This window comes from Paenibacillus sp. RC334, assembly GCF_030034735.1.
In the GTDB taxonomy this organism is placed as follows: Bacteria; Bacillota; Bacilli; order Paenibacillales; family Paenibacillaceae; genus Paenibacillus; species Paenibacillus terrae_A.
In genome coordinates this window covers 198,221-218,556 of record NZ_CP125370.1, presented here as the reverse complement: position 1 = coordinate 218,556, position 20,336 = coordinate 198,221, and the positions used below count along the sequence as shown (strand labels likewise).

Below are 20,336 nucleotides of genomic sequence, written 5' to 3'. Positions count from 1 at the left end.
ATTGTCTTCATTTTCACAAGCTTCCAAAACGTCTCTTTTATCATACCCTATAATACCATATGGCGGGGTTGGAATGCTGTGGCTCCAGACCCATCAAGGACAAAAAACACCGCTCCTTTCATTAAAGAAAGGAACGGCGTATCTTGGAAATAGAGTTTAAAAATCAAAGTTATCCGGATCGGGACCTACACGATGATTCGCATTTAACGCCTGAATTCGGTCCATATCCTCTTGCGTCAATTCAAAATCAAAAATGTCGGCATTTTCGACAATCCGATGCGCCTTGGTAGACTTGGGAATGGTGACAACTCCCTGCTGCACATCCCAGCGCAAAATCACTTGCGCCACCGATTTTTCATACTTGGTCGCTATGTCTTGCAGTACCGCATGATCAAGCAATTGGCCTTGCATTAACGGGGACCAGGCTTCCATTTGAATATTGTTCTTTTGACAGAATTGCAGTAGCTCGGTTTGTGTTAATTGTGGATGAAATTCCACCTGATTCACCATTGGCGTGATTTCAGCATCCTTCATAAGGTCTTCCAAATGATGAATCTGGAAGTTGCTGACTCCGATAGCCTTGATCCGCCCTTCTTTATATAAGGACTCTAAAGTTCTCCAGGCTTCTTTATACTTCCCTTGAACCGGCCAATGAATCAGATACAGATCCAGATAGTCCAGACCCAGCTTGTCCAGGCTTGCTTCATAGGCTGCCCGTGTCTCTTCATACCCCAGATCGGCATTCCACACTTTGGACGTTACGAAAAGGTCTTCTCTGGACAGGTTATTTTCCCGAAGAGCTTCCCGGATGGCTTGTCCTACACTACTTTCGTTAGCATAGGCTGCGGCTGTATCTATACTGCGATAACCATGCTTCACAGCCGCCTTGATGGCATCGACCAGCTCTGAGCCTTCCTCCACCTTAAATACCCCGATTCCGAACCAAGGCATGTGAACTCCGTTGTGCAATGTTGTTGTGCTTTGTAAGTTTTGAGTCATTGTTTATCTTCCTTCCTAAATTATCTACTATATAAGCTGAACTAAAAGTTTCTTATCGTGCCACTACGCAGTCGGATGGTGCTTCCCATCGCCACCGCCCCCGGATTTCTTAAATGAAGCCTAGGTTTAAGGTAGAAATCCGGGGACAAAAGCGATCGCTTCGCTTGTACAGCCACCATTCCGACTACTCCGTTTTTGTGTTTCATTTTTCCAGTTCAACTTATATCCTCTGTATCTTTCATAAATATTCCATTTAAGCAGCAGCCGTATCCCTTTTTTCTAGCGTGCGACTCCAGCCTGTGAGAAGAACCGCAGCGAAAACCATAATCGCCCCGATCCAGGTCGTATGAATAAGACCCAAGGAATCAGTCACCCTTCCACCCACGTATGCTCCAATGGCTATCCCGGCGTTGAAGGCTGCAATATTGACGGCGGAAGCGACATCTACGGCTTTGGGGGCAAAACGTTCAGCCAACATCACCACATATACCTGTAGGCCGGGCACGTTCATGAACGCAAGCAATCCCATAAAAAAGATCGTAATCAGTCCAGCGGTTTTAAAAGGAGCTGTGAACAACAGAACGAGCAGGACAATTGCTTGAATCAGGAACATGTAAAATAAAGCTGAAAGCGGCTTGCGGTTTGCAGCTTTTCCACCCATAACATTCCCAATAGCAATCGCAATTCCATACAGCAAAAGAATAAACGTTACCGTACTCTGCTTAAATCCGGTTATGTCGTGAAGCAATGGAGATAAATAAGTAAACACCACAAACGTGCCTCCATACCCCAAGGCTGTAATGATAAATGCAAGCAGCAAGCGGCCATTGGTAACCAGTTTGACTTGCTCGCGGAAAGGGGTTCTGTTCCCCTTTCGCAGAGTGGATGGCAGCAAAATCAGATTCGCAATGAGTGCCACCACACCGACGATCACAATCGCCATGAAGGCCGCTCGCCAGCCCCATTGCTGCCCGATAAAGGTTCCCAAGGGTACACCCGTGACCGTGGCTACGGTCAGCCCGGAGAACATAATGGAAATGGCACTGGCTCGGCGGTCATTGGGTACAAGATCGGCTGCGATGGTGGAGCCAATGGACATGAACACCCCGTGGGAGAACGCCGAGACCACGCGCGCAATCAGCAGCATGACAATTCCACCGGAGAACGCTGCGAGGCTGTTGCCTGCAATAAATACAATCATGATCCACAGCAGCAGCGTTTTACGGGGAACACTTGATGTTAACGAGGTCAAAACGGGAGCCCCGATGGTTACCCCTAAGGCATACAACGTGACGGTTAAGGCGGACATGGTTACGGATATGTGCAAGTCCTCAGCGATCAGGGGAAGCAGTCCCACGCTGATGAACTCGGTTGTCCCAATGGCAAAGGCGCTTACGGCTAAAGCCAGTAATGGCCAAATACTTCGTTTTGAGTCTGACGACATGTCTTTCACTCCTATCTTTATTTCTGCCTGTAGAAATCTTCGACCAGCAGATGTTATTATGAGTTATTCAGGCAAGTATGAACAGTACGTACTTTTTAGTGATATAGGTACCAAAAAGTACCCTAAACAAAAGGTGAAACACACGGAGGGATCGACATTGGGTCAGAAAAAATACAATATCTCGGTTGAGGCGACTTTAGAGGTTATCGGTGGGAAATGGAAGTGTGTAATCCTGTGTCATTTGACACATGGGAAAATGCGGACAAGCGAATTGAAACGCATCATGCCTTCGATTACACAAAAAATGCTGACGCAGCAGCTCCGGGAATTAGAGGAAGACGGCATCGTCAATCGAATTAGCTACAATCAGGTGCCTCCCAAAGTGGAGTACGAGCTTAGTGAATACGGATGTAGTCTGAAGGGCATTTTGGATTCTCTGTGCGCCTGGGGAGAAAAGCATATTATTAAAGAGTACGGGGATAAATCCGCTGTACTGGAGGATAACATTCTTAACAAGCTGTAAAAAAGAGTACACCCTTTCCTTCTTCCTAAGTCCTTGTACCCTTGATGAAGCTTTGTACAATAATTTACAATGTAAAAAGTTTCACATACTCTACTTTGGGAAGAAGGATCATGCACAATGAAAAAAAACTGGAGAGTTTGCTTGTCCAGCATGTTTGCTATTTTCCTGGTTGTGTCGGCAACCGGATGTAATGCTCAGCCCGCCACTTCCAAATCTACGAACACTTCGTCTTCACCGACTAGCGACGCCCATGCGGTTGTTCAGAAAAATCCACACTGGTCCTATGAGGGAGAGGAGGGACCGGAGCATTGGGGAGAGCTGGAAAAGGATTTCGCCGCTTGTGGTAGCGGCCACGAACAATCCCCTGTCAACATAGAACATACTCGAATGGAAGCTTCGCAAACGCAGCAGCCGATACAGGTTCACTACACCAATACGAAAGTATCCATTCTGAATAATGGACACACCGTTCAAATCAATGCAGCCAGCCCCGGTAATAATATTGTACTGGACGGTACTAAATTCACTTTAAAGCAGTTTCACTTCCATCATCCCAGTGAACACCAAATAGATGGTAAAAATGCCGATATGGAGCTTCATTTTGTTCATCAGGGTGACAACGGCAGCACCGCCGTCTTAGGCGTACTCATTCAAGGCGGCAAGGAGAATGAGGCTTTCAGCCGTATTTGGTCCAAACTGCCAAAAGATGTTTCCCAGGAAGAGGCTCTGGAGGGAGAACTGAATCTCGCTACTCTTCTGCCGAAGGACCTGCACTCGATTCGCTATAACGGATCTCTGACCACTCCGCCTTGCACAGAGCATGTGAACTGGACAGTGCTGGAACAACCCATTGAAATGTCGGCCGACCAAATCAGTCAGTTCGCCACCCTTTTTCCCGATAACCATCGTCCTGTACAACAACTGGGAGCCCGTGAACTGACTGCCGATAAATAATGAAATAAGTACCCTACGACAACTAACAGAAACTCTGCCGCCGCTGACAGTAAAATACCAAGAAGCCCCTCTGTCCATAAGATAAACAGGGGGGCTTCTTGGTTATTTTAGTGGTTGCCAGTCTTTACAAATGAACCAGTTCCTCCACCTTTACTGGCTGACCTGTACGAATAGAACGGTTGGCGGCAATACCGGTCAAAATGGACCATGCACCGTCGATATGTGAGGCTGCGCGATGAAACCGATCATCTGCTGGCTTATCAAAAATATCCCGCAGCATGACCGGATCACCACCGCCATGACCACCCACGCCTTCCTCTACCTCCACCTCATAAGGTGCTGCAAAGTGGGGATAGATCGTAATGGTTTTTTCTTTTAACGCCCCCTCGTCTGCCTTACTGCCCCCGGAATTAACGTAGGATTGCTCGGATACCCGAACCTCCATTCGTCCCTTGGTGCCGTTGAACACGATGATAAAGCCCTCCCAAGGCATGTAAGCATTCAGCGAGTAGTTCATGACTGTCTTGTTCTTGTACTTCACCATGACACTAAGCGTGTCCTCAATGCTAATATTGTCGCCAAATACGCTTTGATCCCGCACATAGCCATCCTCATGCTCGGCATCCAGATACATGCTTTTCAGGTGCTCGTTACGGTCCAGATGCAACGCAAAAGGATCATCTTCTGCCGCCTTGCTGCCGTAAGCCCGTTGATAGAACTCAGTCACACCACGTTGTTCCGCATTTTCCCGGCCATAAAATTTCAGATCGCCCATCGCATATACCGTCTCCGGCTTCGAGCCGAGCCAAAAGTTCATCAGATCGAAATGATGCGTCGATTTATGCACCAGCAGACCGCCGCTATTGCGCTTATCCCGGTGCCAGCGACGGAAATAATCCGCACCATGCTGTGTGTTCAGCAGCCATTCGAAATTGACCGACAAGATATCACCAAGCGTCCCGTCCATAATAATCTCGCGGATTTTCGTATTATGCGGCGCATAGCGGTAGTTAAAGGTGACGCGTAGCTTGCGTCCCGTGCGATCTATGGCGTCCAAAATATCCTGGCATTTATCCTCATCCACCGTCATCGGCTTCTCGGAAATAACATCACAGCCCAGCTCCATCGCCCGGATAATATACTGATGATGCACACGGTCAATGGTCGTGACGATCACGATATCCGGCTTCGTTTCTGCAATCATTCGTTCAAATTCATGGGCTTTATAGGTCTGAATCGGCTCGTGCTCATATTTCTCCTGCAACAGCCGATTGGCATAGTCCATTCTCGTCTGATTGACGTCACAGAACGCGATCAGCTCCGAGGTATCCTTGAAAACGGTAACAACTTCACCGTAAAAAAATTCGGCTCTTCCTCCAGTACCCACAAGTGCATATTTGATTTTAGCCAATTGGCACACACCCTTTGCATGAATTACTTTTATTTTATAGTATAAGAAAGAGCAAATTCTTCGCATTTATTGTGAATTCGTCCTTAAAGTATACATATATTATCCATTTGAATTTTTCTCGTAAAGGAGACCGTTGATGTGATCGCCACACCCCGTTTTGCCATCGAGCAAGCGCTACGGACAGAGCCGTTCAGCATGTCCGCTGACCATGTTCACCAAGCACATGAAATCTATTATCTGCTGGCAGGAGAGCGCTACTATTACATTAATCAGCGGGTATACGCTCTACAGAAGGGCGATCTGATCTGGATCAGCAAACACGATTTTCATCGCACGAGCAACAAGGGCAACGGTAGCCATGAACGGATTCTGATCAATTTTGATGAAGCGTTTGTTGCCACGTCGATGCCTGACGCCCCGTCCAGCGATCAGAAGCAGCCCCTCCTGCCGGAGAAAAGCTTTCTGCTTCGCCCTTCGGCGGAGGAACAGCGCGAGCTGGAGCATCTGTTCCAGCAAATGCTGGATGAGTATCATCAAGACCATGCATACCGCCATATGTATCTCCAAAGCTTGCTGCTCCAGCTGCTTATCCGAATCGGCCGCATACAATCCTCCACCCCCGACACCATTGCGCCGGAACGCAGCGAGAAGCAGCAGCGAGTGTATGCGGTCATCGAATACCTGCATGCCCATTATGCGGAGAGGCTGACTCTGGATCAACTGGCACGGCATTTTTATATCAGCAGTACGTATTTGTGCCGGATTTTCAAGCAGACCACAGGCTTTACCTTAGTAGAGTATCTTCAGGATGTCCGGGTTCAGCAAGCACGAGCGTATCTGAGAGAAACGAGCTGGAAGGTGACCGCCATTGCTGAAAAAACGGGCTTTGACAGCATCGCTCACTTTGGTCGTGTGTTCAAGCAATTAACTGGACATACCCCGTTACAGTATCGAAAAGAACAGAAAAAGGAGCAGGGAAACGCCCCTACCCCTTGATACCTGTCAAGGTAATGCCTTCGATAATTTGTTTTTGAGCAATCATATAGACGAGCAGCACCGGAACCGTGAATTTCTCCGGTGTATTGAGATAGATAAGCAGTAGGTTATTTTCGCTTTAAGAAATTTTTTGTAGCTTGGTAAGCGAATAAGTGCGGCCACCGTCTGAAGTATAATGATAATTAAATGGACTTAAGAACTCACAAACTTGGAATGTGTCCAAATTAATAACGATGTAATTAGGACCATACGAAAAATCGGTATGCTCTGTTCCAAAGGTTCTCGGAGTTTTAAGACCAGAAAGATCGAAGTAATCCATAATGTGCGTTACATCTCCCTCTACATTACGATAATAGCTGTTCATATAGAGCCATGATCCCTTACTGATATCAATCAGTAAGGCATTTGGAGCGGAATAGGGTACACTACTGGAGAATGACCCCAAATATACACCCTTTACTTCAGCTACTGACATGCTCATATCTCTAGCGGAATACCCATTCGGGGTATACCATGTTTCGGAATTTTCCCATTTGAGTCCTGTCAAGATATTATCTCCGTTACTGCGGATTGTTGAAAGATTATAATACAAGACGACTCTGGAAAGGTCCGCTGTACAATTGATAATGGCAGAAGCACCCGATGGATTTGAAGCATTCCACATCAATTTATAGTTACCTCTTTCTTCACCTGTTGCAGAACCAATTACAATCGCATATTTACCTGCCGGGATATTAACGTATGAGTGACCTCCGTTTGCTTTAACACCCCATCCAGTAGAACTGCCTAATGAGCCGTTGGCATTGACATTGTACAGAATAGCCAACAAATTTGTATTGCTGGAATCCAGCTTTAGAAATGAAAGCTGCTTTGCAGTGAGAGAAACCACATAACTATCAAATGATTCACTGAGAGTGCCATCTCCTACAAATACAGGTTCGGAGATACCCCATGCGCTTTGCGGTTTAACGGTTCTGCTCTGGGTAGAATCTGTGGAAATCTTTTTCGCTTCGTTCGGAGATATTTCATCTAGATTATCAAATTTTTGAGTATCCATTGCAGAATACGGTATCGAGGGCATGGATTGAATTTCTGTATTCTTCGCCTCTTCCTTAGCCACTTGCGGTGTTGTTTCACTTGCCGCGAAAGAGGGAACTACTAAAACACCGTACATGAGCAGTACTGCCAAAATATAACTAACGCTTTTTTTGACAAATTTCATATTGTACTCCTTTCACGATTTAGATACTTTATTTTTCAAAATTGCCGCCATATAAGCATCGTTCTGGGCAAGCCACGAAGCATGATAATCTCTAAAATGCATAACGTAAAAGTCTATTTCACTCGCATTCTCCTTTCGTAGTTTTGAATATGAGTCAATCGTTTCTTCTGTTGTGTCTAGATTATCAAACAGTACAGAAGAAATTTCAATGGACTGGCGTAGATAGTATGTTGATGACGTAAACAGCATGAAATACGAGTAAATTTCCGTTTTACAAGAAGGCATACTGTATTCATAATATTCACTGCAATACATCATCTGAGTATACCTCAAGCAGGTTATTAATATAATTTCTGCTCACGGGAAGATGGGTAATCTCATGACCATTGAAAATATCGACGGAATATGGATAAGTTATTTTTACTCTGTAGATTTTAGATTTTGCAATCACATATGACCTATGTATCTGGATGAAATTCTCACAGCCTAATAACTGCATAACTTTATTTAATGTTCCTCTAAGATAGATTCCCTCTTTTGTTGTATGATAGATTATTGTATGATTATTCACTTCCACAAAAACTATATCACTTTGACGAACAATATTTATCGTGGACTCTGATATAATAGTAAATACTCGTTCCGGTTTTTTTCGCTTCACTACCCTATCCAAAAATAGCGAAAGTCGCTTCTCGTCAATAGGTATTTTCAAGAAGCCCATTGCTTCAACTAAATATCCGTCAATAGCACGAGCAGAATCAACTGTAACAAAAATGATAGGTACCTGATTCCCCATTTTCCGGATATGCTTTGCTGTAGTCATCCCATCAATATCTTCTTCACTACTTAGCGAAGTATCGAGCAAAACTACGTCTATATCTATGTGAGCATTAAGATATTGAATTAATTTCTGGGACGAATAAAAATCAGCACATTTCAGCTCTATATTTTTATTTAAAGCCCACTGAGATATAGACGCTTTTAACGCATCGCCCCAATAACATTCGTCTTCACAAATTACGACTTTCACGGCATACCACTCCTTCATTTGTACAGTTAAGATACAAGTGTTGAAAATCCACGGTCGCTACAGCCTGCGGTGCTTTGACACCTCAGAATAGGATTTCGAAGTACCTTGTAGAATTGTTACATTTAAGGAATTCAGAGCGCCTCGATGAAGCTTTTGTCGCCTCGACAACAACAACTTCTACATGGACGACTCGAATTCCTTGCTTGTTTTTAAGGCAAAATTCTGACTTTTTAAGGGGTAACTAATCAGAACCTGGAAAACGGATTTTAGCAAAAGCATACGCCGTCATAAACGCGCTAATCAGCATAGCTGTCACAACGATCACCGTAATGCCAAAACCATCCCAGTTTACAAAGCTTAAGTAAAGCGTATACAGCAGCGGCAATAGCGAAAAACATAACAGACCCAGAAACTGGGGGCTAATGAATAGATAGCCCCACAGCGCTTGATGCTTTTTCTGCATCTTGTCACCTTCCTCCCCGGTCACGGCCTTATTCCGTGCCTACTTGACCGCCTTGGATATGATCTGATTCAGCTTCTCAATCGTTGCCGCCGCATCCTGCTTGCCGAGGAACATCAGGTCAATCGTCTCCGTGATATCCGAGTTTAATCCCGGTACCTGAGCGTCGTAGGCTAATGCGGAACCATGCGCATTCCCTTTGTCACGTCCTTCGGTCAAATAGCTTGAATGCTCAATCATCGCCTTTTTCATAATGCTCTCATCTGCTGCGGCAAGCGTACCCATGGCATTCCCACCCTCAACCAGTCGCGCCTCCTGCCCCTTCACCGAGACGTAGAATGCGGCCAACTTCATGGCCTCTTGCAGATGCGGACTGTTTTTGTTTACGGCTACGTAAGCAACCGGAATGGCGACAGGTTCATTTTTGCCCGTATTGGAAGGCCAGTAAATATAATCAAAGTCGAGACTTTTATTTTGACTGAACAAGGGCTCCAGCCATCTTCCCGCCGCCAGCATACCGACCTGGTTGGACATGAACATCGCATCTGCTCCCTGCCCCTTGGGAAGCGAACCGAGATATACCGCATTTCCCTTGTTCACCATATCGTACATGAAGCGGAAGGCTTCCTTGCCCTTTTCATTGTGATCCAGTACATACTTGCCTTGTTCATCAAAAATCCGGCCACCATTCGACCACACCCATGAATACCAGTGAGCCCACCAGTTTTCTGCAATATAGCCCTGCTTTCCGGCAGCTTTCAGCTTCGATGTGACTTCCTCAAAAGCGTCCCAGTTCCACTTGCCCTCGTCATAATATTGCTGCGGTGTCTTCACACCGGCATCCTTAAAGACCTTTTTGTTGTAATACATCACCATCGGATTCGAGTCGGGAGTGACCCCGTAGATTTCCCCATCACGCTTCGCCGGACCCCACAATCCTTCTGGAAAATCCTCGGCTTTTACATTACTGGCATCACTTTTTAAAAATTCACCCAAAGGCTGTACCTGCTTCGCCCCAATCAAACGCGCAATGGTCGGCTCATACGAATAAAACACGTCCGGCCCGCGGCTTCCCTGAAGTTGGGTCAGCAGCTTTTGCTCATATTGGTCTCCCGGTACAGGCACCAGCTTAACCTCAATATTCGGGTTTTCCTTCTCAAAGGCATCCAGTGCCCGCTGGTACACCTTCACCTCCGCAGGATTCCCCCAGACTTGCATGGTCAGCCGGACTTTTTTCCCTTCCGTGTTTTCCAGCTTGGGAGAGGTAGTGCAAGCCGCTGCAAGTAAAAACAGAACACTGAGAAAAAAACCAATTTTTATCCAGCTCATGTAATTGTCCATCTTAACCGCCTCCTGTAGCTTCGCATAGTTGTATGTCACCCTGGTTTGAAGCGCTTACAAAAACTTCTCTTATCATCATATGTAAAAGAGGGAGACGCGATATCCCCATTTTTCATGTATAACTAAAATTTTCACTTCCTGACGGAACTTTCCCCTATATAGTGTAAAACGAAGAAGGCAGCCTTTGGATCAAGGCAGCCTTAAATGTGTTATTGAAATGTAGAGACTACTTTCAGCTACAAAACGGACAACGCTCCCTCAGGCTGCTCTGCTCTGACAAGCAAAGCTGCTTGGGCGGCGGCAATGCGGGCAAATGGCACCCGGTACGGTGAGCAGCTGACATAGTCCAGTCCGCTGCGGTGACAAAAGAGAATAGACTCACTATCCCCGCCATGCTCCCCACAGATACCTGTCTCCAGAAAAGGCTTTTTCTCCTTACCCTTGATAACAGCCCATTCGATCAATTTGCCTACGCCATCCTGATCCAACACCTGAAAAGGGTTCGTATCCAGAATATTCTTTTCCATATAGGAGCCGAGGAATTTACCTTCGGCATCATCCCGACTGTAACCAAAGGTCATTTGTGTCAGATCATTGGTTCCAAAGGAGAAAAAGTCGGCGTACTGGGCCACGCTGTCTGCCAGCAGGGCGGCTCTTGGAACCTCAATCATGGTGCCCACCCGATACCTGAACCACTTAAACTCTTCGCTAAGCACTTGAGCTGCCACCTCATCGACCAGTTCTCTCATCTGCTTGAGTTCATTCGAATGACCGACCAGCGGAATCATAATCCCTGGTCTCACATCCACGCCCCTGCGCAGTGCTGCTTCCGCGGCCTTAAAGATCGCTTCAACCTGCATATCGTATATCTCCGGAAACAGAATGCCCAGCCGAACACCGCGCAATCCCAGCATAGGGTTAATCTCCCGCAGGTCGTGCACCTTGGAGATGGTGCTTTTAAGACGTTGAAGCTCCTCCACATGGCCGCCGGAAAGCTCAAGCTCCCGCTGTTGCTCCTGAAGCTGCTCCAGGTTCGGCAGGAACTCATGTAATGGCGGGTCCAGCAGGCGAATCGTCATCGGTAAACCGTCCATCGCACTGAACATAGCCTCAAAGTCGGATTGTTGCATTTGGAGTATACGATTCAAATGCAGAACCCGCTCCTCCTGATCCTCGGCCAAAATCATCGCCTGAACGATAGGCAGCCGTTGGCCCGAGAAAAACATATGCTCTGTCCGGCACAGCCCGATGCCCTCAGCTCCAAATTCCCGAGCTTTGGCGGCGTCGAGTGGCGTATCCGCATTGGTGTAGACCTTCAACGTCCGAATTTCATCCGCAATCTCCAGCAGCTTCAGCAGCTCCGGTGTAATGACTGGCTCGTTGAGCAACAAACTGCCTTGGTACACCTGCCCAGAGGTCGAATCGATCGAAATATTTTCCCCTTCCTGAAAGGTCAGGTTACCGATACTAACGCTCCGACTGTACAGGTCAATGCTCAACGCGTCGCAGCCGCAAATGCAGGGTTTACCCATGCCTCTCGCAACCACAGCGGCATGGCTGGTCATTCCCCCTCGACTCGTCAGCACGCCTTCGGCGGCGATAATTCCGTGAACATCGTCGGGTGAGGTCTCTACACTGACAAGGATGACTTTCTGCCCATCCTTCGTCCAGTTCTCTGCCGTATCTGCGTCGAATACAATCCGTCCACTTGCTGCGCCGGGCGATGCAGGCAGACCTTGGGCAATCGCAACCAGCGATGTGGAAGCATCAATGGAGCGATGTAGCAGTTGTTCCATGTGGGACGGTTCGATCCGTTGGATAGCCTCCTCTTGGCTGATAATCCCTTCCTCTACCAGATCTACAGCTATTTTTACAGCCGCCTGCGCTGTTCTTTTGCCGCTACGCGTCTGTAGCAGATACAGATTTCCTTTTTCAATCGTAAATTCGATATCCTGCATATCCCGGTAATGGCGTTCTAACAAGGAAGCCAGCTCTTCCAGACGACCATAGACTAACGGCTGCTCTTCCAAAAGTTGAGGAATAGGGTTGGGCGTTCTTATCCCTGCCACGACGTCCTCTCCCTGAGCATTTACCATATACTCACCATACAGTTCATTCACACCTGTGGATGGGTTGCGGGTAAATAACACACCTGTTCCACTGTCATTGCCGAGATTGCCAAACACCATCGCCTGAATGTTCACTGCTGTTCCTTGTTCATCTGGAATGCCGTAAGCCTTCCGGTACACCTTGGCACGCATATTGTTCCAGCTGCGGAATACAGCCTCTACTGCCAGCTGCAGCTGTTTATACACATCCTGTGGGAACGGCTGTCCGCTCTGCTGCGCGACAAGCTCTTTATAATGTGCGATCAGTTCCTTCCATTCTTCCGCGCTAACCTCCTGGTCAGTGCCACGCCCATGGGTCTGCTTGCTCTGCTCCTGAAGCTGGTCAAAATAATTGGATTCGATACCCAGCACCACTTCGCCAAACATTTGAATAAATCTGCGGTAACAGTCATAGGCGAAGGTTTCATTTCCCGTCTGCTCTGCCAATCCACGCACGGTTTCATCATTCAGACCCAGATTCAGTATCGTGTCCATCATACCGGGCATTGAGGCTACCGAGCCTGAGCGGACAGATACCAGCAAAGGCCGCTCCGTATCTCCGAATATAGCCGACTGGGCTTCCTCAACGTCGTGCAGGGCAATGACGATTTCTCCCAACAAACCCTCCGGGAGCTTGCCGCCGGAAGTAAAGTAGGCTCGACACGCCTCGGTAGTCACCGTAAAGCCGGGAGGGATCGGGAGACCCAGTGTCGTCATTTCCGCTAGATTGGCGCCTTTTCCTCCTAGTAGCGCTTTCATCCCCAACTTACCTTCGTTAAATGAGTACACTCTTTTCAACATTGAATTCATTCCCTCCACTTATCGAGATACATGCCTGAACTGATCTATAGGTTTACTTAAAGTTGTAACACAAAATAAGTGGTTATTTCAATATATAATACGTAATATATATTTATTATATTTGTTTATGACGTTTTAAATATTGATAAACCTCATTTATAAAACACTTTAATTCGTGGTTAGCCGTATATTGGGATAGAGTGATTCTATCCCAACCTACCTGTCCATCCTGCAATTCAGGACGGGTTCCAAAAACAAAAAAACGTCTGTTTGTACAGACGTCCTTTTGCTCAATTCGATAGCATCTTTTCAAAAATATTAAAGCCATCCGTTTCACCTATATAAGTGTAGCCGCATTGTCTGTAAAACTGGCTAAGCTTGTCATTCCCCGCAATACAGTCTAATCGGATTCGGTCCTTGCCTGTGAAACGGATTCCCTTTTCAACCCATTGCACCAGTTCGCGGCCTAGTCCCTTCCCGGTTCTATCCCGATCCACAACCAGGCGATGCAAATATACTGAGGCTCCTCCGTCGGAATCAGCATCATCTAGCCCCCACAACTTACGATCCCATGCACTGGGCTGCTGTTGCAGAATCATGGAGCCAGCCAAGGTATGCCCCTCTGATGTTCGAAAAATGATCACCTCTCCGCGCGAAATAGCGCCTCCCAGATTATGATCATCCTTCCCTTTCAATAACTTGCCCCATTGAGTGGAACCCTTGCTGTGCAGCCATCTGGCAGTCTGTAAAATTAACTCCTGCACCTGCTCCTGATCCTCTGCGCCTGCCAGAAACGCGCGTAATTCCGGATTGACGAATGGATCGGCAATTTGTAGTGTTGCCATGCTGCACCTCAACTCTCTTATGTCAGTATGTATGAAAACTATATCATAAAAAAAGAGAGTTTGATTTTATACTTTCATGGTTCATTTATGGTGGAAAATGTAACCATTCTAACTATTCCAACCGATGATATACCGTATGAGAAAAGATGGAAAGGTTGTGAATGAAGTGTCATTCGGCATGACCAAAGAACGTATACTTATCTTCACCCTATTGTTAATCCCTGCTATCGCTGCCTTTGTTGCGACACGGCCTATGCCCGCACAGTATATTTTGCAGGGAGAAATGCATTCGGTCCAAGAGCTGGGCGTTCAGGGAAGTGTGTTTTTTGCGTCCGTTCAAGCGGGGATAGCTAACAATCTCGTGGAGCGTTGGAATATCTATTCCAGTGAAAAGGTAACCGGGGGAGGTATTAAGTTTGAGCCCCTTCCCCCTGATGAGGTGGATACTTATCAAAAGGACCTCACAGAGACGGATACGCTAAAATATTCAGCCATGCAGGCTGTTCATGCAGCGGCGGAATTAAGTACAGACACAGAAACAAATGAGGAATCCGAAGCTTTATCCGATCTGAGCCGTTTTGAAGATGCTCGCTATGCAGAGCTATTGAATCATTTGGGGGGACTTTCGGGGAACTCCTTGGGCCTGATGACAGGCATCGGACTGTATGAGGAAACCAATGCTATCGACTTCTCGGATGGCGGACGTCACAAAATCGCAGGCTCCGGCACGATGGAAGAGTACGGGTATGTCGGGTCGGTCGGTGGACTGGAACAAAAGCTGCTGGGGGCAGAGGCCGCGAAGGTTGATCTGTTTTTCGTACCCGCAGATTATGATTGGCTCGGTGAGGAAGGCAACGAAGCAGAAGCTGCCCGTGTTCAAAAGGAACATGGACTCAAGCTGCGCATTATCCCCGTGGAGACGCTGGAGGAAGCTATCGCGTATTTGAAGCAACTAGACTAGGGGGAACTGTATCTTGAATGATTTACAATCCAAAGCATTTCCATCGAAAACGGTTGGCATTGCGCTGCAAGCCTTGTTAGCGGTGGGTGTTATATGCGAATTGCATATTCTTATTTTTACGGTGGTTTATGTTTTTGCAAATGAGACTTATTATGAGAACCTATACGAGTTGGAGCAGAAAGTTACCGTCTTTAGCTTTGTTCTTTACTACATATGTATTGTGATTTATCTGATCTGGCTAGTCCAAGTACATAAAGCCATCCGACAAAAGCATGCCGATTATCCGATTCGAGCCTTCGGGGCGGTTGTCCGTATGATTCCGATTTTCAACCTTTGGGGAATCAAAAACACTTTTTCCACTATCCACAGCTACTTATCCCGCCATTCAGGGCTAGAACGTAAAGCATCTTACATCCGACACTTGATCATTCCGCTGTATTTCGTCTGGTTTGCCGGAGGGATCGTGGAGCGGGTTTTCCTCAGTCAATTACCTCATATGGAATCGACGATTATGATGTTCGAAGCCATCATGCAGCCTGCCAGAATGATTGTCTTTTACTTCATAACACGGATCATTCACAATAGTCTGGTTGTGCTGTATGAAAAAGATGAAAACGGTAGCTATTCAGAAGCTGAACCACGAAAGACTACTAATGAAATACAGGTGTCGGTGCCACAAATGGATCATCCCACGAATGCAACTGGTTCCCAAGAGCCCTCCCACACTTGAACAGGGTTGTATTAAAAAACGAGCTGGCCTCATTGGTCAGCTCGTTACAATTCCGGTAAAGTGTCTTACTCAGAACAGAACCCATGATTTACACCGTCTGCACAGCAGGCACAATTCGGTACAATCCCGCAACATCACCAGTCGCGGGCCGATCTTCCTGTATCGACCAGCCGAACGACAGCACCTGCTCCAGCCGAGCATACTCAACCTTCGTCAGCTCGGATGTAACGGCTTCGCTTCCTTCCTCCAGTGACAGCTCAGGCTCCCGCCCAAATGCAGCGGCAATCCATGAACGGATTCCCCGTATCGTGTTGTACTTAATCTGATATCCGTCAGCTACGGCGCTTGCAAAAATCTCCGGCTCTTTGGACGCCAGCCCGGTGGCAAGCTCTGCATAATCAAAATCGGACTGTCCGTCCGACGGCAGTTCATTGTGCTGCACCCGACGGATTAGCTCCTCATCAGACCAGCCTAATGCGCGTAAAGATTCCAGCATGAGCGCGTCCCATTGGGAAATACGTACTCTTTTCGTCGATTCAGTCATTGTTTCTCGCCTCCTTGTTGATCACGCACATCGTACACCAGCCTTAACCTAACGGTTAACCGGGTACGCTACATAATGGCCAGGACTGATTTCACGCAGCTCAGCGGCACTCTCACCGTCCTTGTCCCATGCCAAAGAACCGTCTGGTTGGGCAAACCCCGCCCCAAAACCGTCCCGCTCTCCGGCTGCTCTCGGATCAGGCACCGGGATAGAGGACAGCAGCGCCTGTGTATATGGATGGGCTGGCTGCTCATACAGCTCATCTGCATCGGCTACCTCCACCAATCGTCCATGGTACATCACACCGATCCGGTCTGAAATATGCCGCACCATCGACAAATCATGGGCGATGAACAGATACGTCAGCCCGAATTCCTGCTGGAGATCCTCCAGCGTGTTAATGACCTGTGCCTGAATAGACACGTCCAGCGCCGAAATCGGTTCGTCGCATACGATAAACTCCGGTTTCACGGATAAAGCACGCGCGATAGAAATCCGCTGGCGTTGTCCGCCGCTGAATTCATGGGAGTAGCGGTACAAGTGCTCCCGCTTCAGTCCGACCTTTTCAAGTAAAGCCACGACGGCATCCTTACGCTCACTGCCCTGATGCAATCTGTGAATATCCATCGGCTCGCCAATCAGGTCGAGCACGTTCATACCCGGGTTAAGCGAGGAATACGGGTCCTGAAAAATGCTCTGAATGCGCCGACGCAGCGGCTTGAGCTGCTTATCGTTCAGTTTGGAAATATCCTGACCGTCAAAGCGCACCGTTCCTTCCGTATAATCGTATAACCGCGTCAGGCAGCGTCCAACCGTCGATTTACCGCTGCCCGACTCGCCGACCAATCCGAACGTCTCACCACGCTTGATCTGGAAGCTCACGCCGTCAACCGCCTTGAGCACCTCCGAGCTGCGTCCCAACAGATCCTTGGCTGTTACAAAATGCTTCTTAAGCTGGTGTACCTCCACCAGGGGCTGACTTTCGCCCATTGCATTGCTCACTTCACTCACGTTAAACCCTCCCTTCCACATGGCCCGCTTCGGGCGTCTCGTAGACTCCGGCAGGCACAGCGTCCGGCTCGTTCAGCCAGCAGGCCGCCCGCTGATCCGGGCGAAGCTCCACCATCGGCGGCCGCTCTACACAGCGGGCAAACGCGTGCGGGCACCGTTCCATGAACGGACAGCCCGACGGCGGGTCCAGCAGGTCCGGCGGCGTGCCCTCGATCGGCACCAGCCGCTCGCGGAAGCCGTTCGTGCGCTGCGGCACAGAGCGCAGCAGGCCCTGCGTATACGGGTGGGCCGGACGATAAAAGATATCGTCCACGCGCCCCTCCTCCATTACCATGCCGCCGTACATCACGATGACACGGCTGCACACCTGGGCGACGACACCCAGATCATGGGTGATCAGGGCAATCGCCATGTCGGATTGCTGCTTCAACGTCTTGAGCAGCTCCAGAATTTGCGCCTGGATCGTCACGTCCAGCGCTGTGGTCGGCTCGTCAGCAATCAACAGCTCCGGGCTGCACGAGAGCGCCATCGCGATCATTACCCGCTGACGCATCCCCCCGCTGAATTGATGCGGGTATTGGTTCATACGGCGCTCCGGCTCGGTAATCCCCACCTGTCGCAGCAGCTCCACAGCGGCTTTCGTAGCCGCCTCCTTGCTCAGTCCCCGGTGTCTGCGAATCACCTCCACTAGATGATAGCCGACCTTCTTGACCGGGTTCAGCGAGGTCATCGGGTCCTGAAAGACCATCGCAATCTGGTTCCCGCGTATTTTGCGCCATTGCTTTTCCGTCAGAGCCGTCAGACTTTCTCCCCGGTAACGAATATCGCCATTCAGCCGCTTGCCCGGCGGGGCAATCATAGACATGATGGCTTTGGCTGTAACGCTTTTACCGCTACCGGATTCTCCTACGATTCCTACCGTTTCTCCAGCATCAATATGAAAGCTAACCCCTCGAACCGCCTGATTCTCCCCCTCACGTGTGAAAAAGGAAACCTCCAACTGTTCGACGGACAGCAGATGTTCAGTCATAGTGTTTTCGCTCCTTTCTGTCGCTCCTGGAGCCATTGGTCATGGGTCTTGTAGCTGTGAATCATCGTTTCACCAGCTTGGGTTCAAAGCCTACACGCAGCACGTCCCCCAAAACATTAAAGCTCAGCACGGTCAGTAAAATAAGCAGCCCCGGAAATAACGCCATATATGGAGCCTGTGCAATATATCCTTGGGCATTATTTAGCATGCTTCCCCATGTAGCGTTCGGCAGTTGCACACCAAAACCAAGGAAGCTCAGCGACGATTCCATCATAATCGCTGAAGCGATATTGTTCGTCGCCCCCACGATAATCACCGGAATCAGGTTCGGGACGATATGCTTCAGAATGATCCCGAATGTGCTTTGTCCCGAAGCTTTGGCATACAGCACATATTCCCGTTCCCGCAACGTCATCGTCTCCGCCCGGACCACCCGGGCAATATTCATCCACATCAGCAGGGCGATAATGACAATAATATTGCCGACGCCCGGCTTCAAAAACACGCTCAACAGCAAAATAACCAAAAAAGACGGAATCGACATGATCAGCTCCAAAATCCGCATGAGCAAATTATCGATCCATCCGCCGAAATAGCCGCTTACAATGCCTACTACTGCGCCAATACTGGTCGCAATAATCATGGACGCGAAGCCCACCAGCAAAGATACACGACCGCCGTACAGCGCCCTTGTAAAATAGTCTCGGCCGTAGTCATCCGTTCCAAACCAGTGTGCCGCTCCCGGCGGTTGAAGACGCTCCAGCACGTTCAGCTTGTTCGGGTCCTGCGGTGACAAAAAAGCGAAGATTGCCCCCAGCGAGAATACGATCAATAGTATGAGGGCGGCGGCGCCCGTTTTGCTCGTCATCAGCTCGATCCCGATGTTGCGCCATTTGCTCCGATTCATGAGTTCACCTCGTTGATTTAATTCTCGGGTCCGCGATGCTGTATAAAATATCCGCTAGCAGATTGCCTATGATCAGCAGCAGGGCGGAAAACAGTGTAATGCCCATGATAACGGGATAATCCATCCCTTTTACCGCCGTCATACCCAGCGAGCCAATGCCCGGCCAGGAAAATACCGTCTCGGTCACGATGGCTCCGGCTACCAGATCCGCAACCGACATACCGAGCAGCGTAATGATAGGCAGTAGTACATGCTTGAGCACATGCCGAAATAAAACCAGTCGTTTTCCAGACCCGAACGCATATTGAATCTGCACGTATTCTTCCTTGAGCTGCGTTATTGTACTGGAACGGATATACCTCACATACACAGATAAAAATCCGAAGGCCAGTACAAAACACGGTAAAATCCCATGCTTGATCACATCAAGCGCCGAGTCCGTTCCAATGGTCCGCATCCCCGTACTTGGAAGCCAATGCAGATAAATAGCAAACAAATAAATAAGTAAAATGCCGAGCCAAAACAGCGGTACAGAAATCCCGATGTACGACATCAGGTTAATCAGCTTGTCGATCCAGCGGTTCCGATTGCCCGCAGCCGTCAAGCCGAGTGGAATGGCAATCAGGACAGCCAGTATTATGGATGCGCCCATTAATCCGGCGGTAGCCGGGAGGCGATCCAGAATTTGATCCAGTACAGGCTGGTGATTAATCAGCGAGTAACCCAGATCACCTGTGAGACTTTTTTTGAGCCATAACATGTACTGCACATAAGCAGGCTGATCCAGCCCCAAGCTGTGCCTCATACGTTCGATATCTTCCAGATGCATATTCGGTGTAACAAAAGAGAGAACCGGATCACCTGGAGCCAGCTTGATCAAGCCGAAGCAGACGATGGATACGAAAAATAGCATCGGTATAACTTGCAGCAATCTTCTGGCGATGAGTTGTCTCATACGTTTCTCTTCCCCTTGCTGTTCTCGAAGAAAATAAGCTGGTTCTCCCAGCTTATTTTTTGAA

Annotated in this window: 18 protein-coding genes and 2 pseudogenes; 5 read left to right on the top strand and 15 right to left on the bottom strand. The window is 48.3% G+C overall.

Annotated elements, in window-relative coordinates:
- Positions 1-156: 156 nt before the first annotated feature.
- Positions 157-999 carry an aldo/keto reductase gene (locus tag QMK20_RS01010; protein ID WP_283654212.1) on the bottom strand — a complete coding sequence of 281 codons (843 nt, stop codon included), beginning with the start codon at positions 997-999 and terminating at the stop codon, positions 157-159.
- Between the two features lie 253 nt (positions 1,000-1,252).
- Positions 1,253-2,443, bottom strand: a complete 1,191-nt coding sequence (locus QMK20_RS01005; RefSeq protein WP_283654211.1) for an MFS transporter — start codon at positions 2,441-2,443, stop codon at positions 1,253-1,255.
- A 157-nt stretch (positions 2,444-2,600) separates the two neighbouring features.
- On the opposite strand from QMK20_RS01005, the gene QMK20_RS01000 reads away from it, so the two are divergent.
- Positions 2,601-2,966, top strand: coding sequence for a winged helix-turn-helix transcriptional regulator (locus QMK20_RS01000; protein WP_014279306.1), 366 nt, complete (start codon positions 2,601-2,603; stop codon positions 2,964-2,966).
- 117 nt (positions 2,967-3,083) lie between these two features.
- Positions 3,084-3,920: a carbonic anhydrase gene (locus QMK20_RS00995; RefSeq protein ID WP_283654210.1), complete on the top strand. Its 837-nt coding sequence runs from the start codon at positions 3,084-3,086 to the stop codon at positions 3,918-3,920.
- A 124-nt stretch (positions 3,921-4,044) separates the two neighbouring features.
- Here QMK20_RS00995 and QMK20_RS00990 read toward each other — a convergent pair whose 3' ends face one another.
- A complete protein-coding gene (locus QMK20_RS00990; RefSeq protein ID WP_044644947.1) occupies positions 4,045-5,331 on the bottom strand; it encodes a Gfo/Idh/MocA family protein in 1,287 nt (428 codons plus the stop codon).
- A 138-nt stretch (positions 5,332-5,469) separates the two neighbouring features.
- Between QMK20_RS00990 and QMK20_RS00985 the strand changes: the two genes are divergently transcribed.
- Positions 5,470-6,327 carry a helix-turn-helix transcriptional regulator gene (locus QMK20_RS00985; RefSeq protein WP_283654209.1) on the top strand — a complete coding sequence of 286 codons (858 nt, stop codon included), beginning with the start codon at positions 5,470-5,472 and terminating at the stop codon, positions 6,325-6,327.
- On the opposite strand, the pseudogene QMK20_RS27485 reads toward QMK20_RS00985, so the two are convergent.
- The 7 genes and pseudogenes from QMK20_RS27485 to QMK20_RS00955 all read right to left on the bottom strand — a co-directional run.
- Positions 6,317-6,427, bottom strand: a pseudogene (locus QMK20_RS27485) (carbohydrate ABC transporter permease); the annotation flags it as partial. The gene QMK20_RS00985 and the pseudogene QMK20_RS27485 overlap by 11 nt on opposite strands.
- Before the next feature lie 18 nt (positions 6,428-6,445).
- A complete protein-coding gene (locus QMK20_RS00980) occupies positions 6,446-7,549 on the bottom strand; it encodes a hypothetical protein (protein WP_283654208.1) in 1,104 nt (367 codons plus the stop codon).
- A 301-nt stretch (positions 7,550-7,850) separates the two neighbouring features.
- Entirely contained in the window at positions 7,851-8,579 is a 729-nt protein-coding gene (locus QMK20_RS00975; RefSeq protein ID WP_283654207.1) for a LytR/AlgR family response regulator transcription factor, read from the bottom strand.
- Positions 8,580-8,895: 316 nt separating this feature from the next.
- Positions 8,896-9,042, bottom strand: a pseudogene (locus QMK20_RS00970) (sugar ABC transporter permease); the annotation flags it as partial.
- Positions 9,043-9,081: 39 nt separating this feature from the next.
- A complete protein-coding gene (locus QMK20_RS00965; protein WP_283654205.1) occupies positions 9,082-10,380 on the bottom strand; it encodes an ABC transporter substrate-binding protein in 1,299 nt (432 codons plus the stop codon).
- A gap of 236 nt (positions 10,381-10,616) precedes the next feature.
- Entirely contained in the window at positions 10,617-13,289 is a 2,673-nt protein-coding gene (ppdK, locus tag QMK20_RS00960) for a pyruvate, phosphate dikinase (protein WP_283654204.1), read from the bottom strand.
- A 290-nt stretch (positions 13,290-13,579) separates the two neighbouring features.
- Complete coding sequence (locus QMK20_RS00955; RefSeq protein WP_283654203.1) at positions 13,580-14,134, bottom strand: GNAT family N-acetyltransferase; 555 nt, start codon at positions 14,132-14,134, stop codon at positions 13,580-13,582.
- Between the two features lie 157 nt (positions 14,135-14,291).
- Here QMK20_RS00955 and QMK20_RS00950 point away from each other — a divergent pair, with 157 nt between their 5' ends.
- Entirely contained in the window at positions 14,292-15,095 is an 804-nt protein-coding gene (locus QMK20_RS00950; protein WP_283654202.1) for a hypothetical protein, read from the top strand.
- A gap of 13 nt (positions 15,096-15,108) precedes the next feature.
- Positions 15,109-15,825 (top strand): hypothetical protein, encoded by a 717-nt coding sequence (locus QMK20_RS00945; protein ID WP_283654201.1) that lies wholly within the window; start codon positions 15,109-15,111, stop codon positions 15,823-15,825.
- Positions 15,826-15,913: 88 nt separating this feature from the next.
- Here QMK20_RS00945 and QMK20_RS00940 read toward each other — a convergent pair whose 3' ends face one another.
- From QMK20_RS00940 to QMK20_RS00920, 5 genes are all read right to left on the bottom strand, one after another.
- Positions 15,914-16,369, bottom strand: a complete 456-nt coding sequence (locus tag QMK20_RS00940) for a hypothetical protein (RefSeq protein WP_283654200.1) — start codon at positions 16,367-16,369, stop codon at positions 15,914-15,916.
- A gap of 48 nt (positions 16,370-16,417) precedes the next feature.
- Positions 16,418-17,359, bottom strand: coding sequence for an ABC transporter ATP-binding protein (locus QMK20_RS00935; RefSeq protein ID WP_283656171.1), 942 nt, complete (start codon positions 17,357-17,359; stop codon positions 16,418-16,420).
- Positions 17,360-17,381: 22 nt separating this feature from the next.
- Entirely contained in the window at positions 17,382-18,410 is a 1,029-nt protein-coding gene (locus tag QMK20_RS00930) for an ABC transporter ATP-binding protein (RefSeq protein WP_283654199.1), read from the bottom strand.
- A 61-nt stretch (positions 18,411-18,471) separates the two neighbouring features.
- Complete coding sequence (locus QMK20_RS00925) at positions 18,472-19,317, bottom strand: ABC transporter permease (RefSeq protein WP_283654198.1); 846 nt, start codon at positions 19,315-19,317, stop codon at positions 18,472-18,474.
- Positions 19,318-19,321: 4 nt separating this feature from the next.
- Positions 19,322-20,272 carry an ABC transporter permease gene (locus QMK20_RS00920; protein ID WP_283654197.1) on the bottom strand — a complete coding sequence of 317 codons (951 nt, stop codon included), beginning with the start codon at positions 20,270-20,272 and terminating at the stop codon, positions 19,322-19,324.
- Positions 20,273-20,336 lie beyond the last annotated feature (64 nt).

Bases quoted from the DNA above. Each gene is read 5' to 3' on its own strand.
- QMK20_RS00965 (WP_283654205.1), bottom strand. From the start codon at position 10,380: ATGGACAATTACATGAGCTGGATAAAAATTGGTTTTTTTCTCAGTGTT.
- QMK20_RS00995 (WP_283654210.1), top strand. From the start codon at position 3,084: ATGAAAAAAAACTGGAGAGTTTGCTTGTCCAGCATGTTTGCTATTTTC.
- QMK20_RS00925 (WP_283654198.1), bottom strand. From the start codon at position 19,317: ATGAATCGGAGCAAATGGCGCAACATCGGGATCGAGCTGATGACGAGC.
- QMK20_RS00980 (WP_283654208.1), bottom strand. From the start codon at position 7,549: ATGAAATTTGTCAAAAAAAGCGTTAGTTATATTTTGGCAGTACTGCTC.
- QMK20_RS00920 (WP_283654197.1), bottom strand. From the start codon at position 20,272: ATGAGACAACTCATCGCCAGAAGATTGCTGCAAGTTATACCGATGCTA.
- QMK20_RS01005 (WP_283654211.1), bottom strand. From the start codon at position 2,443: ATGTCGTCAGACTCAAAACGAAGTATTTGGCCATTACTGGCTTTAGCC.
- QMK20_RS00940 (WP_283654200.1), bottom strand. From the start codon at position 16,369: ATGACTGAATCGACGAAAAGAGTACGTATTTCCCAATGGGACGCGCTC.
- ppdK (WP_283654204.1), bottom strand. From the start codon at position 13,289: ATGTTGAAAAGAGTGTACTCATTTAACGAAGGTAAGTTGGGGATGAAA.
- QMK20_RS00955 (WP_283654203.1), bottom strand. From the start codon at position 14,134: ATGGCAACACTACAAATTGCCGATCCATTCGTCAATCCGGAATTACGC.
- QMK20_RS01010 (WP_283654212.1), bottom strand. From the start codon at position 999: ATGACTCAAAACTTACAAAGCACAACAACATTGCACAACGGAGTTCAC.
- QMK20_RS00935 (WP_283656171.1), bottom strand. From the start codon at position 17,359: ATGGGCGAAAGTCAGCCCCTGGTGGAGGTACACCAGCTTAAGAAGCAT.
- QMK20_RS00930 (WP_283654199.1), bottom strand. From the start codon at position 18,410: ATGACTGAACATCTGCTGTCCGTCGAACAGTTGGAGGTTTCCTTTTTC.